We start from the raw sequence: 24,673 nt of genomic DNA on the forward strand, positions 1-24,673 counted from the left end.
GCCCGCCTCCTGTCCGGTCCGTCCGCCCTGCCCTGTCCCGCCCTGCCCGCACGCTCCGATGCGGCAGGGACTTGAGCCGGATCAGATCGTCCTGGCCGGCGTTCGCGGGGGCTTCGAGCCGCCGTCCACCGGGCGCGACCGGCCGCGGCGACCGACCTGCGCAGCCACCGGTGCGGTCATCGGTGCGGTCACCGCCGCGGGAAGGCGGCGCGAACCGGCGTTGAGGGGCGCTGCCTAGCGTCTGGCCGCATGGACATCAACACCGACATCTGCGTGGTCGGCGGCGGGCCGGCCGGCCTGACCCTCGCCCTGCTGCTGGTCCGCTCCGGCCTCCGCGTCACCGTGCTGGAGCGCAGCCGCTCGCTGGACCGGACGTACCGCGGGGAGATCCTCCAACCCGGCGGCCAGGCGCTGCTGGACGAGCTCGGCGTGCTCGGTCCGGCCCGGGAGCGCGGCGCCGTCGAGCACGACCGGTTCCTGCTGGAGGAGCACGGGCGGATCCTCATCGACGGCGACTACCGCCGGCTGCCGGGGCCGTACAACTGCCTGCTGAGCCTGCCGCAGCGGCACCTGCTGGCCGAGCTGCTGGCCGCCTGCGAACGGTACGACGGGTTCCGCCAGGTGGCCGGCGCCAGGGCGACCGCACTGGTCGAGGAGGGCGGCGCCGTCCGCGGGGTGGTCGCGGGCGGGGCGGCCGACGCGCCCGCGCTGGTGGTGCGGGCGCGCTGCGTGGTCGCCGCGGACGGCCGGTACTCCAAGGTCCGCTCCCTCGCCGGGATCGGCTACCGGCGCCAGGAGCTGTTCAGCCAGGACGTCCTCTGGTTCCGGCTGTCCGCACCGCCCCGCCCGGACTCCCGCCGCCCGTGCGACGTCCGGGTCTTCCGGGCCGGCGGCAACCCGGTGCTGAGCTACCGCTCGGTGCCGGACGCGCTCCAGCTCGGCTGGACCCTCCCGCACGGCGGGTTCCGCCGCCTGGCCGACCGCGGCATCGGCCACATCGTCGAGCAACTCTGCCATTCTGCACCGGAGTTCGCCGACCGGATCCGGGCGGAGATCACCGGGTTCGCCGACCTGTCCCTGCTGGACGTCTTCTCCGGCAGCGCCGAGCAGTGGGTGCGCGACGGCCTGCTGCTGATCGGCGACAGCGCCCACACCCACAGCCCGATCGGCGCCCAGGGCATCAACCTGGCCATCCGGGACGCCGTGGCGGCCCACCCCGTTCTGGTCGAGGCGGTCCGCAGCGGCGACGCGGGCGCGGGCCGGCTGAGCCGCTACGCGGAGCTGCGCCGGCCCGAGGTGGAGCGGATCACCCGGATCCAGCGGGTCCAGAGCCGCATGATGCTCTCCACCGGCCGGTTCTCCTCGACGCTCCGCCCGCGGGCGGCGGCGCTGATGTCCAGGACCCCGCTCTACGGCGCCATGCTGCGCCGGATCGCCTTCGGCACCGCCCCCGTCCGCCTCCGCACCGACCTGCTCGCCGGGGCCGAGCGGTGACCCGCGCCTTCCCGTACCCGACCGGACTCCGCGCGCGACGGCGCGCCCCTCGAAAGGGCCGATCCCTGTGCCGCCGATGACCGAACTTCCCTATCATCCGTACGAGTTGGCTGCTGCCGCCGGCGAGTCGACGACAGCGGGCGGGGTGCTGCTCGCCCTCGCCGTCATCCTCGGCACCGCCTTCCTCTGCGGGCGGATCGCCCAGCGGCTGCGGCAGCCGGCCGTCATGGGCGAGATCGTCGGCGGGGTCGCCCTCGGGCCCAGCCTGCTCGGGCTGCTGCCGGGCCATCCGGACGCCGCCCTGTTCCCGTCCGAGGTCCAGCCGTACCTGCGGGTGCTGTCCCAACTGGGCCTGGTCCTCTTCATGTTCACGGTCGGGCTCCGGTTCGACGTCGGCCATCTGCGCGGGGTCGGGCGCCGGGTGACGGCGGTGTCGCTCAGCTCGGTGGCGCTGCCGTTCGCGCTCGGCGCGGGGCTGGCGGTCGCGCTCTACCCCTGGTTCGACACCGCCCAGTTGGCGACGGACGGCCGGCTCGGACCGGCGCTGTTCCTGGGCGCGGCGATGTCGATCACCGCCTTCCCGGTGCTCGCCCGGATCATCGCCGAGCGGCGGATGGAGCACGACCCGCTCGGCAGCCTCTCGCTGGCCTGCGCCGCCTTCCAGGACTTCCTCGCCTGGTGCGCGCTGGCCGTGGTGGTGGCCGTGGTACAGGCCCGGAGCCTCTGGTCGCTCGGACGGCCGGCGCTCGGCACGGCGGTGGTGGTTCTGGTGCTGGCCGGCCTCGTCCGCCCCGGCCTCGCCCGGCTGCTCGCTCCGGGGCGCCGCCGTCCGCTCGGCGAGCCGTGGGTCCATGCCGTCCTGGTCGCCGGCACCCTGCTCACCGCCTGGGTCACCAGCCGGATCGGTCTGGACGCCGTCTTCGGGGCCTTCATGTTCGGCGCGGCGGTGCCCCGGGACCGGGTCGAGGCGGTCGCGCCCGAGGTCCCGGAGCGCATCGAGCAGGCGGGCCTCCTGCTGCTGCCGGCCTTCTTCGCCGTGACCGGTCTCGCCGTCGACCTCACCGGTCTCGGGCTGCGCGGCCTGGTCGTCGTGGCCGCGGTGCTGGTGACGGCGTGCGCCGGCAAGTTCGTCGGCGCAGTCGCCGCCGCCCGGTTCACCGGCTCGACCCGGCGCGAGGCGACCGTGCTCGGCATCCTGCTCAACGCCCGGGGCCTCACCGAACTGGTCATCCTGAACGTGGGCCACCGGCTCGGGGTGATCGACACCCGGATGTTCAGCGCCATGGTGGTCATGGCCCTCGTCACCACGTTGATGACCGGGCCGCTGTTGGCGCGCACCGCCGTGCGCACCGGGGCGTCCGCCGCGCTCCCGACCCCGTCGGCCGCGCCCGCGGGGGCATCGCGCACGCCGTCCTGACGCACGCCGACCCGACGTCCCCGGGTCAGGGCGCTTCCGTCCACCCGGCGACGCCGCGCAGTTGCCGCCGCAGCGCCCGCTCGACCGGGCTGAGCGGCACGTCGGGGCGCAGCCGCTCCGGATGCCCGGGCGCCGGGCCGTCCCGCTCGGGTTCGTCCACCAGCACAGGCTCGTCCACCGGCACCGCGTAGCCCGCCATCTGTCCCAGCACCGACAGTCCCCGCAGGAACCCGCCCAGCAGGCCGCGGCACCATCCGCTCGCTTCACGCATCCGCCGAGCATGGCGGCCGGCCCTGAAGCGCCGTTCGAGCCGACCGGATGCCCGGGACACGGCGAAGGGCCGCTCGCCGAGGTTCGACGAGCGGCCCCTGGGCACCGGTACCGGGTCAGCTGTTGATGCAGGTGTTGCCGAAGGCCGGGTTCGCGATGCCGATCAGGTTGATCGAGTTCCCGCAGAGGTTGAGGTCGAGGTCGATCGGAATCTGGATCAGGTTGCCGGAGAGGACACCCGGCGAGCCGAAGGCCGTGCCGTTGGCGGTGGCGTCGGCGGCGGCGGTGCCGGCCCCGGCGAGCACGCACACCGCGGCGACGGCGGTGGCGGCGAGGGTGGTGCGAATACGCATTGCGTCACTCCTTGTGAGGGTGGCGAAGTTCCGTGTGACGATCACACTCGCACCCGATCTCACTCGACGCGAGGCGGGGAACGCCGGGATTGGTCAGTCGGAGGGCGTGTCGCCCGCCCACGTCACGGCGCCGCTGCCCAGGGCGACGGCGGCGCGCGGGAGCATCGGGCCCGCGCCCCGTCGGGACAGCAGCACCAGGCCACTGACCTGCGCGGACAGTGCGCCGAGCCGGGCCGCGCACTCGGCGGCGAGTTGCTTCGGGTGGTGCGTCCGACCGAGTGACAGGTGAGGGGTGAAGCCGGCCGCGTGGCCGCGGCAGCGCGGGAAGCGCTCCAGGAGGTCCGCGTACAGCCGGGCCCAGGGCGCGGCGCCCGCGGCGGCCGGGTCGAGCCAGACGGTCGAGTACGCGCGGTGACGGAAGCTGTGGACGCCGCTCAGGCGGGCGGTGAACGGCCGGGAACGGGCCGCGGCGGCGGACAGCAGCGGGGCCGCCCGGCCGAACTCACTCTCGGGGACGAACCCGAAGAGCAGGTTGACGTGCGGCGGCCACCGGCGGATCTGCGGGTCGTGCTCCAGACGGATGGCCTGGATGGACGGCCACAGCTCGTCCGGCGGGAGCCAGGCGACGGCCGTCCGGGGGGTGGGGGCGAGGTCCAGGACGGCGGCAGGCCACGTGTCGCCCTCGCCTGCCGCCGTCCCGTCGTCCATAAGGCCAGGCTACGTACCACCCGACCCAGCACCCAGCCGCGCCTCCACCACGGCCAGCAGCTCCCGCGCCGGTTGCAGGCCGGGCTCGGCCGCCAGGGCGCGGCGCAGCAGCACCCGCGCCGCCGGGTCGTCCCCGGCCCGGACGGCGGCGACCGCCTCGTTGTAGTCGATCCGCCCGGCGTAGCGCAGCCGGACCAGCGCGGCCAGGTCCTCCCGGCAGGACGGGCAGCGCAGGCTCTCCGGGTCGGCCCGGACGGCGCACTGCGGGCAGGGCACCTCGATCGGGGGAACGGCCGGGGGAACGCTCGCGGGAGCGATCAGGGGAACGTCGGATGTCATCGCGGACCGGCCTCCTCCGGGCGGACCGGGCCGAGCGACTCCGGCGTCGGGTCGTTGCCCAGCTCCCGCTGCGCCTGTGCGTACAGCTCCAGCAGCGCCGAGTTGTGCCGGTTGGCGGCCTCCATGTTGGCGGACTCGACCGCCGCGTCCAGCCCGCGCAGCTCGGCCATGATCCGCTGGGCGAGGGCCGGCGAGACCAGGTTCTGGTTGACGTAGACGTTGCACATGGTGAGCATCCGGAAGGTGTGCCCGAGCGAGTCGCACAGCTCGTCCGCCCGGTGCGCGGCGCGCATCGCGCCCTCCCAGTCGGCCGCCTCGCGGCGCAGCCGCAGCTCGGCGGCGACCGCCCGCAGCCGGTCCAGGTCGCTCGGGTCGAGGTGCTTCTCGCAGTAGTGGATGAACAGGCTCAGGTACGCCTCCGAACCGCGCACCCAGCGCTGGGCCTTGAGCTGGCGCTGGGCCCGCTCCAGCGCCTCGTCCACCGAGCGGCCGCGGGTCTGGCCGGCGGCGAGCTCGTCGAGGGTGTCGATCAGGCGCTGCGCCTCGCGGAGTTCGGCCTCGGTGAGTTCGCCGCCCCAGCGGTCGGTGAAGGTCTCGATCTGCCGCTGCTGCTCCTCGACCTGGACCTTGAGCTCGGGGTCGAGGGTGACCCGCTCCAGCTTGACGGTCTTCTCGCCGCCGCCCTGGATCCGCACCGACAGGGTGATGGTGCGGTCCCGGTCGAGGCCGAACGAGACCTCCACCGGGATCCGACCGCCGAGGCCGGCGGGGATGCGGGTGGTGAGGTGGCCGATCAGCTCGTTCTGCTGGGCGATCTCGTGCTCGCCCTCGTAGACGGCGACCTCCAGCCGCTGCCGGCCGCTGCCGGAGACGACGAACTCCCGGCTGACCGGTGAACTCGTCGGGTAGCTGGTGTTCTTGGGGATGATGACGGCCATCCGGCCGTCGTTGAGTTCGATGCCGAGGTTCTTCGGGGTGATGTCGAAGGGGTTGGTGACCTGCATCAACTCCCCGCAGCTCCGGCACTCTTCGCTGCCCGGCGGGTTGACCACCCCGCAGGCGGCGCAGCGCAGGCCGACGTCCTCGGCGGCGGTGGTGGCCGCCCCGGCTACCTTGGTGTGGCCGGGGGCGGCGGAGTTGAGGGCCTCGCCGCACAGTTCGCAGGCGGTGACACCGGGGGCGGCCGGGGTGCCGCAGCGCGGGCAGTTGTCGGTGCGGACGACCGTGGCGGTCTGGGACGGGACGGGTGCCGCCCCCGAACCAACCAGCGCCTGACCGCACTTGGGGCAGCCGGCGGACGAGGCGTCCACCGGGATGTGACAGCCCGGGCAGGAGATCCGGGGGCCGCCGAGCAGCGAGGTGGCGCAGTTGGCGCAGGCCGAGGCGGAGAGGTCCCCCGGTGCCCGGCACTCGGGGCACTCCACCTCGCCGACCAGCGCGGACTGCACGGCCGCGCCGAGCGCCACGCACTGCATCGGGTTGACGCCTCGGCGGATCCGGCGGGGCCCGAAGACCTCGCCGAGGCGCCGGGCCACCAGCGGGATGGCGGTGGAACCGCCGACCAGCACCACCTCGTCGATGTCCGCGACGGTGAGGTTGGCCTGCATGATGGCCTTGTGGGTCAGTTCGATGGTGCGCTCGATCTGGGCCTCGATCAGCTCCTCGAAGCGGGCCCGCTCGAACTCCGTCTCCAGCACCAACTGGCCGGCGCCGAGGCCGGGGAGGATGACCTCGGAGGACTCCTGGTGGGAGAGTTCGATCTTGATGGTCTCGGCGGTGGAAGCGATCTTCGGGCGGTCCCGCAGGTCCGGCTGGTAGTCGGAGCCGTACTCTTCCCGGATGTCGTCCAGCAGCGCGGTGGTGATCGCGCGGTCGAAGTCGTCGCCGCCGAGCAGGTTGTCGCCCTCGATGCCGAGCACCGACACCGAGCCGGGCACCAGCAGCAGGATGGAGATGTCGAAGGTGCCGCCGCCGAGGTCGTAGACCAGGACGGTCCGGCCCTCGTCGCCCGCCTCCGAGGTGATCCCGTACGCGAGGGCGGCGGCGGTCGGCTCGTTGATGATCCGCAGCACGTGCAGGCCGGCCATCCGGCCCGCCTCCTGGGTGGCCGCGACCTGCCGCTCGCCGAAGTAGGCGGGGACGGTGATGACGGCCCGGTGGAAGGGCTCGCCGAAGCGCTGCTCGGCGTCCTCCTTGAGGCGGTGCAGGATGATCGCGGATATCTCGATCGGCGTGTAGGAACGGCCGTTGAACCAGACGTTGACGTCGCCGTCGGTGCCCGCGGTGACCTTGTAGTCGACCTCCTTGAGCGCCGCCTGGACCTGTGGGTCCTTGAACTTGCGGCCCATGAAGCGCTTGACCGAGCGGATCACGTTCGCGCCGTCGATGGCTGTGCGGCTGCGCGCGGTGGAGCCGACCAGCAGCTCGCTCTTGCGGCCGGTGCCGACGACGGAGGGCGTGGCCTCCTGGTTCTGCCGGTTGAAGATGATCTCCGGCTCGCCCCGGCGGAGGTGGGCCACCACCGAGTTGGTGGTGCCCAGGTCGATGCCGAGTGTGCGGTACATGCCGTTCCCCTCTTGCCCCTCGTGGTCCTAGTTCTTCTTCCGCTTGCGCCGGCCGCCCGAGGGCGCGCCGCCCCGCCGGGGCCGGGCCGGGGGCGCCTTCGGCCGTGCGGGGACCGCGGGCGCGGCGGCTTCCGGGCCGGCGGGCTCCTCGGGCTCCTCAGGCTCCTCAGGCGCTACGGGCTCCTCGGGCTTCGGCTCCGGTGCAAGCACCATCACGACGTCCTCGGCCTCGATTTCGGGCGCCTGTGCGGCAACCACCACCTGGGCCCGGCGCAGCACCTCGTCGCCCCAGAAGAACCCGGTGACCACCGTCTGCACGACCGTCTCCGGCGCCACCCCGGGCCGTGCCTCGATGCCCACGATCTCGGTCAGCGCCGGATCCGCCGCCAGCCCCTCCAGCCGCATCGGCCGCACCCCGGCCTTGGCCAGCCGGCCCAGCAGGCGGCGGCGGGTGGCCTCGATCCCGGCGCCCCGGCCCAGGTGGACCAGCTCCGCGTCCAGGCCGAGCGCGGCAAGTGCGTCGTCCACCTCGACCAGGACGCCGAGCAGGTCCCGCTGCGTGGCCCGGGCGGCCTGCGCCTCCTCGGTCCGCTTGCGCTCCAACAGGGATGAACGGAAAAGGAGTTGGCTGAACGCCTGGCCGAGATCGAGCTCAAGGGCACGCTGCGGCACGGGCAGCGGCACGGGCGGCTCATGGCTCGGCGGGTGGGTCGTCGTCATTCCGGAACCTCGATCTGCGGCAGCACGGACAGGTCGGCGGCGAAGCGGGCGGGGACGGGCGGCTCGGGGTCGGCCCCGGCCGGGGCGGGCTCGGCGAAGTCGGCCGCCAGTTCCGCGCGGTGGACGGCCAGGAAGGAAGCAGCGGGCGGCAGTTGGGGACGCTCGACGACCAGCAGCGGATCGGCGAGCACCGGCGTCAGCAGTCCGACGGCCTGATCGACGGGCTCGGGCGGGAGCGGCTGCTGGAGGTCCGACTCCAGCCGCTTGTCCGGGTTTCGCAGCAGGGCGGCGGCGTCCTGGATCTGCTGGCGGGTGTACCGGGCCGCGCGCATCGCCGGGCCCACGGCGAGGTTGATCTCGCGCACCCCGGCGGTGGGCGGAACGCCCAGGACCTCGTACGGCGACGGTTCGTGCAGTGGCATGGTGAGGGTCGCTCTCCTTCGACTGCGGCCGCGGCCGCGACAACAGACGCTTCAGTACAGCGAGTTGATCTTGCGCTGGAGGGCGCGCAGGTCCCGGTCGTCCGGACTGTGCTCGACGGCCCGGCGGATCAGCTGCCGGGCATCCTTGAAGGCGCGCGCGTTGGCCCGCTGGACGGCGTGGGCGCTGTAGACGACGCCGAGTTCGGTGCGCAGCTTGGCGGTGTCCTCCGGGGTGCGGGACAGGGTGAGCGCCTCCTCCAGCAGCCGGGCGGCGTCGGGGTAGCGGCGGGCCTCGTAGTGGCCGATGGCCTCGCCGCGCCAGACGCTGACCATCAGACGGCGGATGTCCGGCGAGTCGTCGTAGGACAGGGCCTTGCGGAGCACCTCGGCCTGCAGCCGGAAGGGGCTGTCCTGGAGGTTGTCCAGCACGTGGTTGGCCAGCATCACGCCGACCCGGCGCGGTGCCTCCCGGGCGGTGTCGCCGTCCCACTTGGGGTCGGCGTCGAGGGCCTCGGCCATCCGGGCGACGGCGAGGGCGCGGTCCTCGGCGAGGGCGGCCGAGCGGGCCAGGCGGCGCAGCACGTACGCCAGGCCGAGCCGGTGGTCCGGGTCCGGGTCCAGGGCGGCGAGTTCGCGCCACCGGTCCGCCGCCTCCGTCAACTCCGCGTCGGTGGCCTCCGGTTGGCTGAGCCGGCCGGCGTGGTTGCCGAGGGCCGCGATCATGAAGTGCCGGGCGGTCGGGTCGCCGGGGGCGAGGATGAGACTCTTGCGCAGCAGGGTGAGGGCGCGGGGGTAGTCCTTGGTCTCGTTGTTGATCTTCCGGGCCCACTGGGCGTAGGTGGCGCCGAGGTCGCCGCGCACCTCCGCGTGGTCGGGGGCCAACAGCAGGGCCCGTTCGAGGAGTTCGGTCGCGCCCTGCTGGTCGTCGTCGCTGCTCTTGAGCAGGGCGCGAGCGGCGCGCAGACCGGATTCGGCGGCGATGTCGGCCACGTCGCCGGGGAGTTCGGCGCCGACGAGGGTGTGGGCGCGGGTTAGGCAGTCGAGGGCCTCGCGCCAGTCCTGGTTGCGGTGGTGCTCGCGGGCCTGGCTGACCAGGGTCTCGGAGAGCAACGCCTCCCAGGCGGCCCCGCGTTCGGCCTCGGGGACCGCGTCCAGGGCGCTGACGGCGGCGGACTGGCGGCCCTGGAGCAGGAGGTACCGCTGCGGGCCGAGCTCACCGAACAGGCTGAGGGCTTGGGCGAGTTGCCGATCGCGGACGTGGCCGGGGCGGACGGCGTTGTCGAACCTGGCGCCCCAGGCAGCGAGTTCGGGCTCCTCGCGGAGCAGCCGCTCCAGGGTCGGGCCGACCACCAGGCGGCGGGCCGGCGCCCCGGGGAGGGCGATGCTCAACTCCTGCTGGGTGAACGCCTCGGCGCTGCGGGCCTCCATGCCGAGCCGTACGGTCCACGCGGTGACCTCGTCGCCGCTGCGGCCGGCCGCCCGGTCCAGGGCGCGCAGGTCCTCCCGGAGGCGCTCGGTGAGCGCGGCGCGGGCGGCGGCGACGCGCGGCGGATCGGCCGGGCGGCCGGTGACGCGGGCGGACTCCGCCCACAGGTCGGGCTGGTGCAGGGCGGCGACGAGGCAGCCGATCGTCCACTCCCAGACCCGCTCGTCGACGTCGGCCCCGGCGGCCAGGCGGTACCCGGCCAGGCCCAGCGCGTGGAGCAGGCGGGGGTGGGCCGGGTCCTTGAGCAGCAGCGCGTGGTAGGCGTGCCAGGCGTCCCAGCGGCGGCCCGCGGCGGCGTGGCCGTGGGCCTCGTGCTCGGCCAGCACGCCGAGGGTGGCGGCGGCCTGCGGGTGGTCGGGCGTCAGCCGCAGGACCTCGCGCAGGTCGCCGGCGGCCTGCCCGGGCTCGCCCGCGTCGAGCCGGGCGGCGGCCCGGCGGACCAGGACGGCGGTGCGCTCCCGGACGGCGACCTCCGGCAGCTCGGCCAACGCCTCGTCCAGGCGGCCCAGTTCGGCGCGGAGCAGGGCGAGGTCCAGCCGGACGGGCGCGGCGGCGGCGCTCTCGCCGAACGCGTCCGCCCAGGCGGCGAGGGTCGGCTCGGCCAGCTCCGGCGTGCCGGCCCGGCGGGCACAGTCCAGAACGGCACGCAGGGCGGGGCCGGCACAGCGGACGCAGCGCGGCGAGGCGGAGCCGGCGGGCCGGTGCAGGTGCGCGGCGCACGCCTCCCGCCCGCAGCCGCCACAGGCGCCGATGGCGGGGCTGGCGCACACGGCGCACTCCGCGTCCTCGATGGGCAGGGCCGGGGCTGCGTACGGGCCACCGACGGGCGGGGCGGAGTACGGGGTCGGGTCGGAAGCCTCCGAGGCCGCGCCCCTAACGGCCGCAGCCGGCGGGCCGAACGCGCCCCCGACGGGCGGAGCAGCGTACGGCGACGAGCCAGAAGCATCCGACGCCGCACCCACAACACCCGCCGCCGGCCCCGGCGCGGACAGGAAGTGCCGGTGCCACTCCAGCGCGGCGCCCCAGTTCCCGGCCCGCTCCGCGAGCAGCGCGCGCAGCCGGGCGAAGGCAGGGTCCCCCGCCGGGTCGGCCTCCAGCGGCGCGAGCAGGGCGACCGTCTGCACCGGGCGGCCGGTCAGCAACGCGGCGGCGGCCAGGTGGTAGCGATCCCGCAGCCCCGCGGCCGGGTCGAGCAGCCCGGGCAGCGCCTCCGCCGCACCCTCGGCCAGGGCGAGCGCGGCCCGCAGCCGCCCCTGCCGTCCGCTGACCGCGCCGGGAAGCGAATCGGCGAGGGTGAGGGCCTCCCTGGCGTACGTCCGGGCGTCCGGGCTGTCACGGTCTACGACAAGCCAGTGCGCGGCCTCGCGCAGGGCGGCCTCGCGCAGGGCGTGGCGGTAGCCGGCAACGGCCGGGTCGTCGGCGACCGCCTGCTCCCACAGCTGCCGGGCCGTCACCGGTTCGGCCGCCAGGCCTCCCCGGGCCAGCCGGTCGCGGACCACGGCGAGCCACGTGCGCAGGTCGTCGTCACGCAGCCCCTCGAAGCGCGTCAGCGCGCCCACCAGGTTGCCCGACCTGGCGCACGCCAGCCCGTGGTGGAAGGCGGCGATCCGGCCCCAGCGGGAGTCGTCCCCGGCCTCGGCGCGCAGCAACGGCTCGGCCTCGGCCGTCCGTCCGGCGGCGAGCAGCGCCGCGCCGAGCCGGACCCGGGCCGGGCGCCAGTCGGGGGCCAGGGCGAGGCCGGTGCGGTAGTCGTCGGCAGCCTCGGCGGGCCGCTGGGACCGCTCGTGTACCAGGGCCAGGCCGAACCGGGCCGGGGCGAAGGCGGGTTGGGCCGCGAGCGCGGCCGTGAACTGTTCCTCGGCCTGGTCGTCCGCGCCGAGCAGCAGCGCGAGCCGGCCCAGCGCGTAGCGTGGGCGCGGGTCCCAGGAGGCCTCGCCGGCCGCGCCCTGGAGGTCGGCCCAGGCAGTCTCGGTCTCGCCGAGTCGCTGCCGGGCCAGACCGCGGAACAGCAGGCACTCGCTGCGCAGCGCCGGGCCCCGGGACCAGCGGAACGCCTCGCCGGGCGCGCGCCGCAGCGCCTCGTCGAAGGCGGCGACCGCAGGCACGTCCCGGTGCAGCGCGAACAGCTGCGCGCCCCAGCGGAACCAGATCTCGCCGCCACCACCCGGTGCGGCCCCCGCCAGCAGGGCCTCCGCCTCGGCCGCGCGCTCGGTGCCGCGCAGCACGGCCGCCCGGGCCAGCACCGGCCAGTCCCGGCCGGGCAGCGCGGCGAGGGACTGCTGCGTCGCGTTGTCGCGCTGCTCGAACGGGCCCTCGTGGCAGAGCCGTTGGAGCCAGTCCAGGGCGCGGGCAGCCACCTCCGCCTCGCCGCCCGGTTCGGCGCCTCCGGCCGTCACCTGCAGGAACGCCAGCACCACCCCGAGGTCGCCGTCGGCCGCCTGCATCCGCTCCTCGGCCAGCCGGCACAGGCTCCACCGGGGCAACTGCCGGGAGGGGTCGGGCAGAAGCGGGAAGGCCTCGCGGTGGAGGGCGAGGGCGGCCTCGGCGTCGCCGGAGGCGATCGTCGCCTCGGCCTGGCCGAGCAGGGCAAGGCCCCGCTGCTCCGGCGCAGCCGCCAGTCGGCCCGCCAGCTTCGCGTACTGGCGCCGGGCCTGTTGCGGCTTGCCCGCCGCGAGCCGCTCCGCCGCCCTGGCCAGCGCCTTCGCCACCGACTCCGGGTCGATCGCCCGCCGGCGGCGGACCAGCAGAACGCCCGCGACACCGGCGAGTGCCACCACGATCAGCAGCACCGCGAGCTGCGCCATGCCCCGTCCCCCTGCGCTCCGAAACCGCCCCCTCTATGATCAAATACATACTGTTGATCATGAGTTGACGTTATTTCATGATGTTGCTCAGCGAGCATCAGGATAGGCCCTCGATGGGGTGGCGGACCAGGAACGAGCACTATCCTGGGCAGCGCGAGCAGCCGGACCGCCGTCGACGGCCCGGGGTCAGGCGTCAGGCGGGGGATGAGTGTCCGAGTCGCGTTGGGTGCCCGGGCTCCGGTTCGGGCCGGAGTTCGACCCCGAGCAGTACGAGCTCCTCGAATTCCACCACCGGGGCGGCGAGGCCGAGGTGTGGCGGGCCGTTCGTACCGGCCACAACGGGCGCAAGGAGCTCGTCGCCGCGAAGATCATGCTCGAACGGGACCCCTCCGAGGTCCGGCGCTGGCTCGGCCGCTGGGACGACGTCTCGCACAACGCCCACCGCCTCGGCGTCACCGACCTCGTCGTGCCCAGCTTCCTCCTCGGCCCCTCCCCGCACCGGCCCGGCACCGCGCCCACCGGCGGCCTGCTCGGCTACCAGATCTCCCCCTGGGTCGACGGCGTCCCGCTCCACACCTGGGCCCGCACCAACCGCGGCGGACCCGCGGCCGCCGCCGAGGTCCTCGCCCGGCTCTGCCGCATAGTCGACGAACTGCACCGCAAGCGCTGGGTCCACCGGGACATCTCCCCCGCCAACGTCCTCGTCGACGGCGACGGCCAGGTCAAGCTCATCGACCTCACCTTCCTCACCCCGCTCGACCTCACCCTCACCGTCGCCGTGTTCACCCCCGGCCACGTCCCGCCCGAGGCCGAACAGGTCGGCGGCTTCCCGACCACCGCCAAGGACCTCTTCGCCGTCGGCACCCTCGCCCGCAACCTGCTGCTGCCCGAACACGGCCGCCTCGACCACCGGCTGGCCGCCGAGCAGGCCCGCGCCGAAATGCTCGCCGCCGGGTACGGCGAGGAACTCGCCCAGTGGGCCTGCGAACCGCTCGCCCGCGACCCCGACCGCCGCCCCGCCCCGCTCGGGCCCTGGGCGGCACGCGGGCGCGAACTCCTGCGGTCCCACCGGCCGTTGCCGCGCACCATGGGCCTGGCCGTGCTGCCCGACGCGGCCGGGCGCCCGCTGGTGGCCGCAGCCGGGCCGAGCGGGGGCGTGCTGCTGGCCGGTCCCGGCGGCGCCGGGTTGCGGGCGCCGGCCGGACAGGGGCCGGGAGCGGTGCGGGAGTTGGTGTGCGGACGGGCGGGGCGCGACGGCGAGCTGGTGCTGTGCGCCGAGGACGGCACCGGCACGCTGTGGGTCGGCACCGCCGCCGGCTGGTGGGAGGCCGCGCGCGGCGTCACCGGACTGGCGGGTGCGGTCGACTCGGCCGGCGAGCTGACGGTCTGGACGGCCGCCGGCGGCGCCCTCCACTCCTACCGCTGGGCCCCCGGCCGCACCCTCACCGGCCGCGAACTGCCCGGCTGCCCCGCCGACCGGGTGCTCGCCGCCGTCGAGGAACGGCCCGGCGGCTGGCTCGTCCTCGTCGAGCACCGCGACCGCGTCCTGAGCTGGCGGCCCGGATCCGGATCGTCCTCCACCCCGCTCGGGCCCCCCGGCCCGCTGAGGTCCGGCGCACTCGCCCGCTCGTCCGCCGGCCCCCAGGCCGCCACCCTGCGTGTGGACGGATCCGTCCAGCTGCACACCCTCGGCACGGCCGGCGCCCCGGCCGAGATCGGCGACGGCGAACCCTCCCTCGGCGTGGCCATGGCGGGCCACCGCGGCGGCCCCACCATAGCCCTGGCCGGCGAGGGCGGCGTCCGCCTCCGCCTCCCGGCCGCAGGCGCCTCCCGCCGCCCCCGCTGGTGGCGCCCGACGCTGCGGCCCTCCAGCCGCGTCGCCCTGGCCGTCGGCGACGACTGGCGCCTGTGCCTGGCGGCGGTGGTGGAGGGCGAGTTGCAGTGCTGGCAGGAGGATGCGGCCTACCGGTGGCAGTCGGTGACGCTGCCGGACGCGACGTGACTCCGCTGCCTGCTCCAAGTGCGAAGACGCCTCAGGCCCCGGCGCCCGCCGGGTCCGGGACCACGTGGACCGGGCCGGCCGCGCCGACGTACGCCTCGCCCGGACCCCAGGGGAGCTCGGCGTAGGCGACCAGCGTTTCCGGCAGTCCGGCCGCCTCGGGGCGGAGTTCGATGCGGTGGTCGTGCCCGCGGAAGTCGGAGCCGAGCACCCGCGCCCGGACGGCGCCGGGGGCGGGGTCGGCGGTGAGGCGCAGCTGGCGGGGGCGCAGGAGGGCGAGCCCGCGGCGGGCGCCCGAGGCCTCGCCCGCCAGAGGAAGGGTGCCGAAGGCGGTCTGGGCCCGGGCGTCGGTGAGTTCGGCGGGGACGAGGTTGGCCTCGCCGAGGACGCGGGCGACGGCGGCGTCGGCCGGCCGGTGGTAGAGGGTGTCGGGCGTGCCGGCCTGGGCGATCCGGCCGTCCCGCAGCACGGCGACGGTGTCGGCGAACGACAGGGCCTCGTCCTGGTCGTGGGTGACCAGGATCGCCGTGGTCCCCGTCTGCCGCAGGGTGGCGGCGACCTCGCGCCGAAGCTCGGCCCGCAGCGCGGCGTCGAGGGCGGAGAACGGCTCGTCCAGCAGGAGCAGCCCGGGCCGCGGCGCCAGCGCGCGGGCGAGGGCGACGCGCTGCTGCTGGCCGCCGGACAGCTGGTGCGGACGGCGGTCGCCGAGCCCGGCGAGCCCGACCAGCTCCAGGAGCTCGCCGACCCGGGCACGCCGTTCCGAACGCGGCAGCCCGAAGCCGATGTTGGCGGCGACCGTGAGGTGCGGGAACAGCGCGCCGTCCTGCGGTACGAGCCCGATGTTGCGACGTTCCGCGGGGAGCCTGGTCCGCCCGTCGTCGAGCGTGCGGCCGTGCAGCACGACCTGCCCGGCCGCGGCCGGGTGGAAGCCGGCTACGACCCTCAGGAGGGTGGACTTGCCGCAGCCGGACGGGCCGAGGATGCAGGCGAGGGCGCCGTCGTCGACGGTCAGGTCGATGCCGTCGAGGACCGTGCTGCGGCCGTGGGTGGCGTGCAGGGCGGTCAGGGTGAGTCCGGTCATGAGTTCTTCCCGGGGCGGCCGAGGGTGCGGCGGGTCAGCAGGAGGACGGAGGGGACGGACAGCGCGACCATGAGGGCCGCGTACGGCGCCGCCGCCCCGTACGCGAGGCCGCTGGTGTACACCCAGAACTGGGTGGCCAGGGTCTGCGTGCCGGTGGGGCGCAGCAGGAGGGTGGCGGTGAGCTCGGTGGAGGCGGTGAGGCCGACCATGGCGACGGCCGCACCGAGGCCGGGCAGGACGAGCGGCAGGGTGACCCGGCCGAGGACCGCCAGCGGCCGGGTGCCGAGCGAGCGGGCGGCCTCCTCGACGCCGGGCGGCACCTGGGCGAGGGCCGCGCGGACGGCGGTGAGGGCGAGCGGGAAGAACAGCACGACGTACCCGGCGATGAGCATCGGCGGCTGCTGGTACAGGGGTTGGGCGTAGCGGACGGCGAAGTACACGACCGAGAGCGCGACCGCGATGCCGGGCAGCGCCCGGGTGAGGTAGGCGACGCGTTCGACGGCCCGGGCGGGCCGGGTGCCGCGCCGCCACGCGTACAGGGCGACGGGGACGGCCGCGGCGGTGGCGACGAGCGCGGCGCCGAGTGCGTAGCCGAGGGTGGCGAGGGTCGCGCCGAGGACGGAGGCGGACGGCAGGGTCGTCGAGCTGCCCTTGATGAGCCAGTATCCGAGCGCGTACAGCGGCACGCCGAGCGAGACCGCGACCAGCGCGGCGAGGGCGGCGAGCGCCGGCACCGTCCACCGGCCGAGCCGGACGGGCGGCGCGGTGCGGGCGAGGGCGCCGTGCCGGGTGACGCGGGCGTGCCGGCCGGCCCAGGCCTCCAGTCCGACCAGCAGCAGCGCCAGCGCCACCAGCACCAGGGTGAGCAGCGAGGCGGAGGCCGCGTCGAAGCCGAGCTTGTACTGGGTGAACACGGCGGTGGCGAACGTGGTGTAGCGCAGCATCGCGAACGCGCCGTACTCGCCGAGGAGGTAGAGCGAGACGAGCAGGACGCCGCCGGCCAGCGCGGGCCGGGTGAGCGGCATGGTGACCCGCCACAGGGTGGCGAGCCGGCCGCGGCCGAGCGAGCGGGAGACCTCCTCGGCGGCGGCGTCGCCGTGCCGCAGGGCGGCCGCGACGGGCAGGAACACCAGCGGGTACAGCGAGCAGGTCATCACCAGCACCGCGCCCCAGTAGCCGTGGACGGAGCGGAACAGCGAGACCCAGGAGTAGCCGCGGACGAACTCCGGTACGGCGAGGGGGAGGGCGAGCGCGACGGTCCACGCGCGGCGCCCGGGCAGGGCGGTGCGCTCGACCAGGTAGGCGGCGCCGAAGCCGAGGACGGCGGTGGCGAGGGTGACGGCGGCGGCCAGGGTGACGGTGTGCCAGAGCAGGGTGGCGATCAGCGGGCGGCCGAGCAGCCGCCGGGTCTGCTCCCAACCGGCCTGCGCGGCCTGGGCGATGACGAAGCCGAGCGGCGAGGCGACCACCGCGACGACGACGGTGGCGACGGGTGCGAGCACGCCGGTGGCCCGCCACCGCCGGAGCGGGGACGGGCCGTTGGCACGAGCGGCGCCCCGGGGGTGAGACCCAACAGTCACTGGAGCAGACCGGCGTCCTGGAGCAGCGACAGCGCCTGCTTGCCGTCGCCCAGCTGGGCCGGGTCGGCGACGGCCCCGATGCCGTCCAGGGCGGGCAGTTCGGGCTTGCCCTTCACACCGGTGACCAGCGGGTACTCGTAGGACGCGGAGTTGGCGATGACGGTCTGGGCCGGGGCGCTCGCGAGGTAGGCGAGGAAGGCCTGACCGGCGGCCTGGTGCTTGCCGTTCTTGAGGACGGCCGCGCCGGAGACGTCGACGAGGGCGCCCGGGTCGCCCTTGGGGAAGTAGTGCAGGGTGCTGTGGGTGTCGGCGGCACCCTTCTCGTCGCGCAGCCGGTAAAAGTAGTAGTGGTCGATGACGCCGCCCTCGACCTCGCCGCTGTTGATCGCGGCGGAGAGGTTCTCGTTGCTGTCGTAGACCTTGGCGTTGTCCTTGAGGCCCTTCAGCCACTGCTTGGCCGCGTCCTCGCCCTTGGCCTTGAGGACCTGGGTGACGACGGGGGCGAAGTCGGTCTCGCTGGGGGCGATGCCGAGGCGGCCCTTCCACTCGGGCTTGGCCAGATCGAGCACCGAGGCGGGCGGCGCGGTGTCGGCGCCCTTGCCGGTGCCGGCGAGGAAGGCGGCGGTGCGGGCGGAGATGCCGACCCAGTCGCCCTTGGCCGAGCTGTCGGCGGCGGGAACCGACTTGAGCGTGTCGGCGGAGACCGGGGCGAGCAGCCCCTTGTCGCCGAGGACGGTCAGGGCGGGCGGGTTCTCGGCGTAGAAGACGTCGGCCGGGGAGGCCGCGCCCTCCTGGAGGATCTGGTTGGCGAGCTCGGCCTCGTCGCCGGAGCGGAGTTCGACCTTGATGCCGGTGCGCTTGGTGAAGTCCTCGGTGAGCGCCTTGACCGTCTGCTCGTGCTGGCCGCTGTAGACGGTGATGCTCTGTCCGGCGAGCGCGGAACCGGAGGGCGCGGGCGAGCCGTCGGCGCTGCCGCCGGAGCCGGAGCTGCCGCACGCGGTGAGGGCGAGGGCGCAGGCGGCGATGACGGACAGCGCCGCGAGGGGCCGGACGGTTCCGGGCATGGTGAGGGTCCTCCAATAGGGCAGGGGTAAGGCTGGGCGGCTCCCCCCGGAGCACGCGTCCCGGCCTGGCGACACGAGAACTTAGGGCAGGGAAGGCTTGCCTAACAAGTTTCGGAGCGTCACATCTCGACCCGGTCTCGCTGGGGTCGCGCTTCGGTGGCCGATCCGCCAAGATCACGCAAACCACCCTTCAAGCGCAGGTCAGAGCGGGTGTACACGACAGGCCATCAGGCCGCGTCGGTGGCGGGCCTCACGACGCTGCGTAATCGAAGGCGGGGCGCACAGGGACTTACAAGGACGCACAAGGACGGCCGGGCAACGCCAAGGCCCCGGAACCGTTCGTCGGTTCCGGGGCCCGGGGCCTCGATATCAGCGGAAGCGGCGGAGCCGGAGGCTGTTGCCGACCACGAAGACGGACGAGAAGGCCATAGCCGCGCCCGCGATCATCGGGTTGAGCATCCCGGCCGCCGCGAGCGGCAGGGCCGCGACGTTGTAGCCGAAGGCCCAGAACAGGTTGCTCTTGATGGTCGCCAGGGTCCGGCGGGAGAGCCGGATCGCGTCGGCGGCGGCCAGCAGGTCCCCGCGGACCAGGGTCAGGTCGCCCGCCTCGATGGCGGCGTCGGTGCCGGTCCCCATCGCGAGGCCCAGGTCGGCCTGGGCGAGCGCGGCGGCGTCGTTGACGCCGTCGCCGACCATCGCGACGACCCTGCCCTCGGCCTGGAGCCGCTTGACGGTGGCCACCTTGTCCTGCGGCATGACCTCGGCGATCACATGCTCCGGGTCGATCCCGACCTCGGCCGCCACGGCCTCGGCGACCAGCCGGTTGTCACCGGTCAGCAGGACCGGGGTCAGGCCCAGGCCGCGGAGCCTGGAGATCGCCTCCGCGCTGGTCGGCTTGACCGCGTCCGCCACCTCCAGGACGGCCCGCGCCACGCCGTCCCAGCCGACCGCGATCGCGGTCCGGCCGGCCGCCTCGGCGGCGCGCTTGGCCTCGACCAGGCCTTCCGGCAGGTACTGCGACCAGTCGTTGAGCAGCGCCTCCCGGCCGGCGATGACGGCGTGGCCGTCCACGACGCCCTGGACGCCGAGGCCGAGCACGTTCTCGAAGCCCTCGACGGGCGGCAGTTCGCCCGCCCTGGCGGCGGCGGTGGCGATCGCCCGGGCGATCGGGTGCTCCGACGCATGCTCCAGCGCCCCCGCCAGCCGCAGCACGTCCGCCTCGGCGACGCCCTCGGCGGTGTGCACCGCGAGCAGGGTCATCCGGCCGGTGGTGACGGTCCCGGTCTTGTCGAGGACGATGGTGTCGACCTTGCGGGTGGACTCCAGCACCTCCGGGCCCTTGATCAGGACGCCGAGCTGCGCGCCGCGACCGGTGCCGACCAGCAGCGCGGTCGGGGTGGCCAGGCCGAGGGCGCACGGGCAGGCGATGATCAGCACGGCCACGGCGGCGGTGAAGGCGGCGGTCCAGCCCTCGCCGGTGCCCAGCCAGTAGCCGAGGGTGGCGATCGCCAGGGTGATCACGACCGGCACGAAGACGGCGGAGATCCGGTCCGCGAGGCGCTGCGCGGCGGCCTTGCCGTTCTGCGCGTCCTCCACCAGCTTCGCCATCCGGGACAGCTGGGTGTCCGCGCCGACCCGGCTCGCCTCGACGACCAGCCGGCCGCCCGCGTTGACGGTGGCGCCGGTGACGGCGTCCCCCACGCCGACCTCGACGGGCACGGACTCGCCGGTCAGCATCGACGCGTCGACGGCGGACGCTCCCTCTGTCACCGTGCCGTCGGTGGCGATCTTCTCGCCCGGACGGACCACGAACCGGTCCCCCACGGCGAGGTCGCCGATCGGGATCCGGACCTCGGCTCCGCCGCGCAGCACCGTGACGTCCTTCGCCCCCAGCTCCAGCAGCGCCTTCAGCGCCGCCCCCGCCGTCCGCTTCGAGCGGGCCTCGAAGTAGCGGCCGGCCAGGATGAAGGCGGTGACGCCGGCCGCCGCCTCCAGGTAGATGTTCCCCGCCCCGTCGCTGTGGCCGATGGTCAGCTCGAAGCCGTGCCGCATGCCCGGCATGCCCGCCGTGCCGAAGAACAGCGCCCACAGCGACCAGAGGAACGCGGCGCCGGTGCCGAGCGAGACCAGGGTGTCCATCGTCGCGGCGCCGTGCCGGGCGTTGGTGAACGCGGCCTTGTGGAACGGCCAGGCCGCGTACGTGACCACCGGGGCCGCCAGGGTCAGCGACAGCCACTGCCAGTTGTCGAACTGCAGGGCCGGGACCATCGCCATCGCGACCACCGGCACCGCCAGCGCCACCGCCGTGATCAGCCGCTGCCGCAGCGGCGCCAGCTCGTCGGCCGGCCCGGTCTGCCCGGGCTGCCCGGCGGACGGGCCGTCGGCGACCGGGGGCTTCGGGAGAGCGGCGGTGTAGCCGGTGGCCTCGACGGTGGCGATCAGGTCGGCGACCTCGACGTCGCCCTCGAAGCTGACCTTGGCCTTCTCGGTGGCGTAGTTGACGCTCGCCGAGACCCCGTCCATCCGGTTCAGCTTCTTCTCGATCCGCGCGGCGCACGAGGCGCACGTCATGCCGCCGATCGAGAGCTCCACCTCCGTGGAGGCGGGTGCCTGCGTGGTCATCGTGGCTCCTCGTGACAGTCGTCGTACAGGGAACGGTCGCCTCGTCTGATACCTCGGAGGGGTATCGGGTGGCGACGAGTTCCTTTATACCCATGGGGGGTATCGGAGGCAAGCATTGCAGGCCCTCCAATTACCCCAGGGGGGTATGGTACGTTCCTCAGCAGACCCGCCGACCCGACCCGGGACCGGCCCCGCGCACCGACACCCCGCGCACCGACACCCCGCGCACTAACAACAGGAGCACGCCCATGACCGAGAACACCCTCACCGTCGAGTCGGCCTCCGCCGAGGCGCCCGCTGCCTCCTGCTGCGGCTCGTGCGGCACCGGCGCCGCCGCCCCCGCCACCGAGTCCGCCGGCCTCGCGGTCTTCCAGGTGAAGGGCATGACCTGCGGCCACTGCGTCACCTCGGTGACCGCCGAGCTCAAGAAGATCGACGGCGTCACCGAGGTCGCCGTGGACCTCGCCACCGGCCGCGTCACTGTCGACGCCACTGCGCCGCTCACCGACGAGGCCGTCGCCGCCGCCGTCGGCGAGGCCGGCTACGACCTGGTCGGCCGCGTCAACGCCTGACGCCCCCAACACCCCTGGGCCGTCGGCCCGGACGGCACCCCGCCCGTCCGGGCCGACGCCGCGCGTTCGGCACCTCCCCCCGGTACCCCCGATGCGAGCCCCGGGCGGCCCGCTACCACTCCCTCAGCGCCACGGCGGCGAAGAGGACGAGGGCCAACCAGTAGGCGGCGCCGACGGCGATCGCCACCGCCGTCGAGACGTGCAGTCCGACGAGGATGAGTCCGACGATCCACCCGACGAAGCAGTAGGGCACGAACATCATGAGGGCAAGCCACAGGTCCTCCCGGCGCCGGGCCGACACGGCGAGCGCCGCCACGTTCGCCCCCGCCGCGATCAGCAGGGCGATCCCCAGCTGGCGCAGCCAGGCGGCGTGCGGGACCTCGGCCTCGTGCCCGCGGTAGTCGACCTCGACCACCTCCCCCTGCCAGACCTTGAGTTCCACGTACGTGCCGACCTCCACGTCGCCGTAGAACGCCTCACTGACGTCGTAGGACTCGTCCCCGGAGGCCAGTTCGCGGGCCACGGCCAGTGTGTAGACGGGCGAATCGCCGCTCTTGTCCTCCTTCATGTCCGTCACCCGCCCGCTCACCGCGCGCAGGCAGTCCTCCCCGGGCCGCAGGGACGTGGTGCAGGCGGGGGCGTCGATGTACGCGCGCCCCTCCTTCTGCACGTCGACGAACCGGGCCATGCCGATGCCCATCGCGCACAGTCCCAGCAGGAGCAGCACACCCCGCAGCGGCACCAGCAGGATCCGCCACCGGCCGAACCGCGGCCTCCGCGCGTTCTTCACGTCCCCCACCCCGCCCTCCAGGCACCGTCACCCCCCACAGACGCCGGGCCCTCCCCCAGGAGTTCCGCGCTCCGCCGTACGAACTCGCCTGCCGCTACGGCGCCTTGAGCAACGGGAGCACGACCTCGTCGAGGATCTCGTCGACGACGTGGTCCGGCGGGACGGTCCCGCTCACCAGGAAGGCATCGCGCAGCAGGTCCAGCGGGAGGGAGGCCGTGCGGCGGGTCAGCCGGGCGGCGTTGATCTCGCCCCGGTCGGCGGCGCGGCGCATCATCGCCACCAGGGCGTCCACCGGTCCGCTGGCGGTCAGGCCGGTCCGGAACCGCACCCGCAGCTCGGGGTCGCGCAGCAGGTCGACGAGGAAGCCGTGCACGGCGTCCATCGGCAGGTCGTCGAAGCGGTGCAGCAGACCGCGCAGGAAGGCGGCCAGGTCGGACCTCAACTCGCCGGTGTCGGGCGGGTCCTGGTAGTCGGGGGCGTTGCGGCCGAGGGCGGCGATGACGAGCGCGGCGCGGTTGGGCCAGCGGCGGTAGAGGACGGGTTTGCTGGTCCGGGCTCGGGCGGCCACGCCGTCCATGGTGAGCCGGTCGTAGCCGTGTTCGGCCAGTTCGGCCCAGACGGCGTCGAGGATCGCCCGCTCCAGCTCGTCGCCCCGCCGCCGCGAGGCCTTGCCGCCCGCCGCCGTCGCTTCTCTGCCCATCACCGAGTCCCGTAGATACGTTGCGTTTCTTATGAGGGCCAGTCTACAGTCGAGAACAAGAAACGCACCGTATCTTACGAGCAGGGGGAGTCAGCCATGCCCAAGATCGAATCCACGGACGTCCTCGTCCTCGGCGCCGGCCCGGTGGGCCTCGCGCTCGCCATCGGCCTGGCCCGCTCCGGCGTCAACTGCCGTGTCATCGAACGGGATGCGGACTTCCGCGACCGCGGTGTCCGGGGCAAGGGGGTCAACCCCCGGACGCTGGAGGTGTTCGACGACCTCGGCATCGTCGACGAGATCTACGCCCGCGGCGACCTCAACCTCAAGATCCGTACGTACGAGGGCAGTCGGCTCGTCCACGAGGTGGACCCCGGCCCCGCCAACACCCCAACGCCCGACCGCCCGCACGCCGGTGTGGTCCTGCTCGCCCAGCACCACACCGAGGCGGTCCTGCGCGACCGGCTGGCCGGGTACGGCGTCAAGGTCGAGCTGGCGACGGAACTCACCGGCTACACCCAGGACGACGACGAGGTCCTCGCCACCGTCCGCCGGGGCGACGGGACCGCGGCGATCCGCGCCCGCTACCTGGTCGGCTGCGACGGCGGCCGCAGCGCCGTCCGCAAACTGACCGGCATCCCGTTCCTCGGCGAGACCTGGGAGGAGGAGCGGTTCCTCATGGGCTCGATGTACATCGACGGCCTCGACCCGGACGCCCTGCACGTCTGGAACCACCACCAACTCGGCGCCGGTGCCCTCGCGTTGGTGCCGATGCGGCAGGACGGCCAGTGGGCCGTACACGCCTCCGTCAGCCCGGACGAGCACGGCGGACTGCCCGCCGCCTCGCTCGACAACTTCCGGCAGCTGTTCGCCGAACGGGCCGGCCTGCCCGGCGTCCGCCTGCACGGCCTGACCTGGTCGAGCGTCTGGCGCCCCACCGTCCGCATGGTCGAGCGCTACCGCAGCGGCCGGGTCTTCCTCGCCGGCGACGCCGCCCACTGCCACTCCGCGGCCGGCGGCCAGGGCATGAACACCGGCATCCAGGACGCCCACAACCTGAGCTGGAAGCTGGCCGCCGCCCTGCGCGGCGCCCCCGACGCCCTGCTCGACAGCTACCAGGCCGAGCGCGTGCCCGTCGCCCGCGCGGTCCTGGCCGCCTCCTCGGCCCAACACCGCGCCCTGTTCGCCGGCGGCGGCGCCCAGAAGCTGGCCGACCAGTTCATGAACCTGACGAACACGGGCGGCGCCGACCTCACCGGCCTCTCCATCAGCTACCGCGGCGGCCCGCTCGGCCACGATCTCGACTCCGCCACCGGCATCCGGGCGGGCGACCGCGCCCCCGACGCCCCCTGCCTCACCCCGGACGGCCCCACCCGCCTGTTCGACCTCTTCCGCGGCCCGCACTTCACGTTGCTCACCTTCACCGAGGCCACCGACCGCCCGGCGCCTGCACCCCTCCCCGGCCTGCGCCGGGCCACCGTCCACGACCCCGACGGCCACGCCCGCCACGCCTACGGCCTCACCGGCGACGCGACGGTCCTGGTCCGCCCGGACGGCTACATCTCCCTCACCGCCGCCTCCGCGCCCGCCCCCGACCTCACCACCCACCTGCGCCAGTTTGCGATCACCGCCCACGACAACTGACCCACCCCGCCCCACCCCAAGAGCGTCCGCATCGCCCAAGGGGTAAC

General features: G+C 74.7%; 19 protein-coding genes. 5 read left to right on the forward strand and 14 right to left on the reverse strand.

Annotation, left to right across the window (positions count from 1 at the left end; all coding sequences use genetic code 11):
* Positions 1 to 249: 249 nt before the first annotated feature.
* Positions 250 to 1,494, forward strand: coding sequence for an FAD-dependent monooxygenase (locus KV557_RS01845; protein WP_218197759.1), 1,245 nt, complete (start codon positions 250 to 252; stop codon positions 1,492 to 1,494).
* Positions 1,495 to 1,570: 76 nt separating this feature from the next.
* On the forward strand, positions 1,571 to 2,911 hold the full coding sequence (locus tag KV557_RS01850) for a cation:proton antiporter (RefSeq protein WP_218197760.1): 1,341 nt from the start codon (positions 1,571 to 1,573) through the stop codon (positions 2,909 to 2,911).
* A gap of 25 nt (positions 2,912 to 2,936) precedes the next feature.
* On the opposite strand, the gene KV557_RS01855 is transcribed toward KV557_RS01850, so the two are convergent.
* From KV557_RS01855 to KV557_RS01890, 8 genes are all read right to left on the reverse strand, one after another.
* The gene (locus tag KV557_RS01855; protein ID WP_218197761.1) at positions 2,937 to 3,182 is read right to left on the reverse strand and encodes a DUF6059 family protein; all 246 of its coding nucleotides are present in this window, start codon (positions 3,180 to 3,182) and stop codon (positions 2,937 to 2,939) included.
* A 115-nt stretch (positions 3,183 to 3,297) separates the two neighbouring features.
* Positions 3,298 to 3,534: a chaplin gene (locus KV557_RS01860; protein ID WP_218197762.1), complete on the reverse strand. Its 237-nt coding sequence runs from the start codon at positions 3,532 to 3,534 to the stop codon at positions 3,298 to 3,300.
* 93 nt (positions 3,535 to 3,627) lie between these two features.
* A complete protein-coding gene (locus KV557_RS01865; protein WP_218197763.1) occupies positions 3,628 to 4,242 on the reverse strand; it encodes a 2'-5' RNA ligase family protein in 615 nt (204 codons plus the stop codon).
* Between the two features lie 9 nt (positions 4,243 to 4,251).
* Complete coding sequence (locus tag KV557_RS01870) at positions 4,252 to 4,581, reverse strand: hypothetical protein (protein ID WP_218197764.1); 330 nt, start codon at positions 4,579 to 4,581, stop codon at positions 4,252 to 4,254.
* Positions 4,578 to 7,145 (reverse strand): Hsp70 family protein, encoded by a 2,568-nt coding sequence (locus KV557_RS01875; protein WP_218197765.1) that lies wholly within the window; start codon positions 7,143 to 7,145, stop codon positions 4,578 to 4,580. The genes KV557_RS01870 and KV557_RS01875 overlap by 4 nt, the downstream gene beginning before the upstream one ends.
* Positions 7,146 to 7,172: 27 nt before the next feature.
* Positions 7,173 to 7,865, reverse strand: a complete 693-nt coding sequence (locus tag KV557_RS01880) for a nucleotide exchange factor GrpE (protein WP_218197766.1) — start codon at positions 7,863 to 7,865, stop codon at positions 7,173 to 7,175.
* Entirely contained in the window at positions 7,862 to 8,287 is a 426-nt protein-coding gene (locus KV557_RS01885; RefSeq protein ID WP_218197767.1) for a J domain-containing protein, read from the reverse strand. Before KV557_RS01885 ends, KV557_RS01880 begins: the two co-directional genes overlap by 4 nt.
* A gap of 51 nt (positions 8,288 to 8,338) precedes the next feature.
* Positions 8,339 to 12,577: a hypothetical protein gene (locus tag KV557_RS01890; RefSeq protein WP_218197768.1), complete on the reverse strand. Its 4,239-nt coding sequence runs from the start codon at positions 12,575 to 12,577 to the stop codon at positions 8,339 to 8,341.
* 208 nt (positions 12,578 to 12,785) lie between these two features.
* Between KV557_RS01890 and KV557_RS01895 the strand changes: the two genes are divergently transcribed.
* On the forward strand, positions 12,786 to 14,579 hold the full coding sequence (locus tag KV557_RS01895) for a serine/threonine protein kinase (RefSeq protein WP_218197769.1): 1,794 nt from the start codon (positions 12,786 to 12,788) through the stop codon (positions 14,577 to 14,579).
* 31 nt (positions 14,580 to 14,610) lie between these two features.
* Here KV557_RS01895 and KV557_RS01900 read toward each other — a convergent pair whose 3' ends face one another.
* From KV557_RS01900 to KV557_RS01915, 4 genes are all read right to left on the reverse strand, one after another.
* Positions 14,611 to 15,657, reverse strand: a complete 1,047-nt coding sequence (locus tag KV557_RS01900) for an ABC transporter ATP-binding protein (RefSeq protein ID WP_218197770.1) — start codon at positions 15,655 to 15,657, stop codon at positions 14,611 to 14,613.
* Positions 15,654 to 17,159 carry an ABC transporter permease gene (locus KV557_RS01905; protein WP_218197771.1) on the reverse strand — a complete coding sequence of 502 codons (1,506 nt, stop codon included), beginning with the start codon at positions 17,157 to 17,159 and terminating at the stop codon, positions 15,654 to 15,656. Before KV557_RS01905 ends, KV557_RS01900 begins: the two co-directional genes overlap by 4 nt.
* Positions 17,160 to 17,233: 74 nt before the next feature.
* The gene (locus KV557_RS01910; protein WP_218197772.1) at positions 17,234 to 18,301 is read right to left on the reverse strand and encodes an iron ABC transporter substrate-binding protein; all 1,068 of its coding nucleotides are present in this window, start codon (positions 18,299 to 18,301) and stop codon (positions 17,234 to 17,236) included.
* Positions 18,302 to 18,670: 369 nt separating this feature from the next.
* Complete coding sequence (locus tag KV557_RS01915; protein ID WP_218197773.1) at positions 18,671 to 20,923, reverse strand: heavy metal translocating P-type ATPase; 2,253 nt, start codon at positions 20,921 to 20,923, stop codon at positions 18,671 to 18,673.
* A 248-nt stretch (positions 20,924 to 21,171) separates the two neighbouring features.
* On the opposite strand from KV557_RS01915, the gene KV557_RS01920 reads away from it, so the two are divergent.
* Positions 21,172 to 21,495 carry a heavy-metal-associated domain-containing protein gene (locus tag KV557_RS01920; protein WP_218197774.1) on the forward strand — a complete coding sequence of 108 codons (324 nt, stop codon included), beginning with the start codon at positions 21,172 to 21,174 and terminating at the stop codon, positions 21,493 to 21,495.
* A gap of 112 nt (positions 21,496 to 21,607) precedes the next feature.
* On the opposite strand, the gene KV557_RS01925 is transcribed toward KV557_RS01920, so the two are convergent.
* Both KV557_RS01925 and KV557_RS01930 read right to left on the reverse strand, forming a co-directional pair.
* Positions 21,608 to 22,285, reverse strand: a complete 678-nt coding sequence (locus tag KV557_RS01925; protein ID WP_218197775.1) for a hypothetical protein — start codon at positions 22,283 to 22,285, stop codon at positions 21,608 to 21,610.
* Positions 22,286 to 22,379: 94 nt separating this feature from the next.
* Positions 22,380 to 22,985 (reverse strand): TetR/AcrR family transcriptional regulator, encoded by a 606-nt coding sequence (locus tag KV557_RS01930; RefSeq protein ID WP_218197776.1) that lies wholly within the window; start codon positions 22,983 to 22,985, stop codon positions 22,380 to 22,382.
* Between the two features lie 96 nt (positions 22,986 to 23,081).
* Here KV557_RS01930 and KV557_RS01935 point away from each other — a divergent pair, with 96 nt between their 5' ends.
* Positions 23,082 to 24,626 carry an FAD-dependent monooxygenase gene (locus KV557_RS01935; protein ID WP_218197777.1) on the forward strand — a complete coding sequence of 515 codons (1,545 nt, stop codon included), beginning with the start codon at positions 23,082 to 23,084 and terminating at the stop codon, positions 24,624 to 24,626.
* Positions 24,627 to 24,673: the final 47 nt, after the last annotated feature.

This window comes from Kitasatospora aureofaciens, from assembly GCF_019192735.1.
Taxonomy (GTDB): domain Bacteria; phylum Actinomycetota; class Actinomycetes; order Streptomycetales; family Streptomycetaceae; genus Kitasatospora; species Kitasatospora aureofaciens_A.